General features: G+C 65.5%; 1 protein-coding gene and 1 pseudogene. Both read left to right on the top strand.

From position 1 onward, the window contains the following. Positions 1–2,537 (top strand): hybrid sensor histidine kinase/response regulator (locus FXB40_RS46975; RefSeq protein WP_148779038.1); only part of this gene is annotated, 2,537 nt, incomplete at its 5' end. Between the two features lie 53 nt (positions 2,538–2,590). After that, positions 2,591–2,730 (top strand): annotated as a pseudogene (locus tag FXB40_RS49770) (chemotaxis protein CheW); the annotation flags it as partial.

Below are 2,730 nucleotides of genomic sequence, written 5' to 3'. Positions count from 1 at the left end.
CGGTGACGCTGATCCTGTCCTCGATCGACCGCATCAAGGAGATCCTCGCCGGCCTCGAGGCGACCGAAGCCGAGCCCGAGGGCACCGACCGCGATCTCATCGACAAGCTGGAAGCGATGGTCGAGCAAGGTATGGCGGCTATGGCCGCCGGCGCCGCTGCTCCCGTCGCTGAAGCGCCGCCGCTGGTGCCGGAAGCCCCCGCTGCCGCTGCACCCGCGCCCGCAAAAGAGCTGACCACGGGCTCCCTGATCGACCAGACCCTGGAGCGCCCGCTGCGTCCGGGTGAAGTGTCGCTCGACGATCTCGAGCGCGCCTTCCGCGAGACTGCGATCGAGCTGCCTGCGCCTGTCGAGGCAAAGGCCGAGCCCGCGCCGGTTGCCGAAGCGCCCGCGTCTGCCGCCAAGGAGAAGGCTCCCAAGGAGAAGGCCGCGCCGAAGAAGTCGATGGCCGACGAGGGGGCCTCCGAAGGCGACCGCGTTGCCAACCAGTCGATCCGCGTCAACGTGGATACGCTGGAGCATCTGATGACCATGGTCTCCGAGCTGGTGCTGACCCGCAACCAGCTGCTGGAGATTTCCCGCCGCAACGAGGACACCGAGTTCAAGGTGCCGTTGCAGCGCCTCTCCAACGTCACCGCCGAGCTGCAGGAAGGCGTCATGAAGACGCGCATGCAGCCGATCGGCAATGCCTGGCAGAAGCTGCCCCGCATCGTCCGGGATCTGTCGAGCGAACTCGGCAAGCAGATCGATCTGGAGATGCACGGCGCCGACACCGAGCTCGACCGCCAGGTGCTCGACCTGATCAAGGACCCGCTCACCCATATGGTGCGCAACTCCGCCGATCATGGTCTGGAGACCCCCGCCGAGCGCCTTGCCTCCGGCAAGGGCGAGCAGGGTACCATCCGCCTCTCCGCCTATCACGAGGGCGGCCACATCATCATCTGCATCGCCGACAACGGCCGCGGTCTCAACACCGAGAAGATCAAGGCCAAGGCGATCTCCTCAGGTCTCGTCACCGAGGCTGAGCTCGAGAAGATGTCGGAAGCCCAGATCCACAAGTTCATCTTCGCACCGGGCTTCTCGACCGCGGCCGCCATCACCTCGGTCTCCGGCCGTGGCGTCGGCATGGACGTGGTCCGCACCAATATCGACCAGATCGGCGGCACCATCGACATCAAGTCGGTCGCAGGCGAAGGCTCCTCCGTCACCATCAAGATCCCGCTGACCTTGGCGATCGTCTCCGCGCTGATCGTGGAAGCCGCCGGCGACCGCTTTGCGATCCCGCAGCTCTCGGTCGTCGAGCTGGTTCGTGCCCGCGCCAACAGCGAACACCGCATCGAGCGCATCAAGGACACCGCGGTCCTCCGCTTGCGCAACAAGCTGCTGCCGCTGATCCATCTGAAGAAGCTCCTCAAGATCGACGACGGCGCGGCCAGCGATCCCGAGAACGGCTTTATCGTGGTGACCCAGGTCGGCAGCCAGACCTTCGGTATCGTCGTCGACGGCGTGTTCCACACCGAAGAAATCGTGGTCAAGCCGATGTCGACGAAGCTGCGTCACATCGACATGTTCTCGGGCAACACGATCCTGGGCGATGGTGCGGTCATCATGATCATCGACCCCAACGGCATTGCCAAGGCGCTCGGCGCCGCCGGCTCCTCGGCCCATGACATGGCCGACGACAATGGCGCGCACCACATCGGTTCGGGCGAGCAGACCACCTCGCTGCTGGTGTTCCGCGCCGGCTCCAGCCAGCCCAAGGCGGTCCCGCTCGGGCTCGTCACCCGCCTGGAAGAGCTCCCGGCCGACAAGATCGAGTTCTCCAACGGCCGCTACATGGTGCAGTACCGCGAGCAGCTGATGCCGCTGGTGGCCATGGACGGCGTCACCATCGCAAGCCAAGGTGCGCAACCGATCCTGGTGTTTGCCGATGACGGCCGCTCCATGGGCCTCGTCGTCGACGAGATCATCGACATCGTCGAGGAACGGCTCAACATCGAGGTCGGCGGCTCGGCTAGCGGCATTTTGGGCTCGGCCGTGATCAAGGGCCAGGCCACCGAGGTGATCGACGTCGGCCACTTCCTCCCCATGGCGTTCGCCGACTGGTTCACCCGCAAGGAGATGAAGCCGTCGATGCACTCGCAGTCGGTGCTGCTGGTCGACGACTCGGCGTTCTTCCGCAACATGCTGGCGCCGGTGCTCAAGGCCGCCGGCTACCGCGTCCGCACCGCGCCGACCGCGCAGGAGGGCCTCGCGGCGCTCCGTGCACAAACCTTCGACGTGGTCCTGACCGACATCGAGATGCCCGACATGAACGGGTTCGAGTTTGCGGAAGTGATCCGCTCCGACAGCAATCTGGGTTCGATGCCGATCATCGGCCTCTCGGCGCTGGTGTCGCCGGCAGCGATCGAGCGCGGCCGTCAGGCCGGCTTCCACGATTATGTCGCCAAGTTCGACCGTCCCGGTCTGATCGCGGCGCTGAAGGAACAGACCGCGGGTGCCGCCGGCGCCTCCGAGCTGAACCGGGCAGCGGCGTAAGGGCCAAGAACTAAGGGCCAAGAACTAAGGACCAGGGATCAGGAGAGACCGATATGAGCAACAAGAAGACGCAGATTGGCGAAGGCGCCATGGTCGAATACGTCACCGCGATGATCGGCGGCCAGCTGTTCGGCCTGCCGATCTCCCGGGTCCAGGACGTGTTCATGCCCGAGCGCGTCACCCGCGTTCCCTT

It is taken from the genome of Bradyrhizobium rifense (assembly GCF_008123425.1).
Lineage (GTDB): Bacteria > Pseudomonadota > Alphaproteobacteria > Rhizobiales > Xanthobacteraceae > Bradyrhizobium > Bradyrhizobium rifense.
Note: the sequence above shows the minus strand (reverse complement) of the source record. Positions and strands in the feature narration are given on the sequence as shown.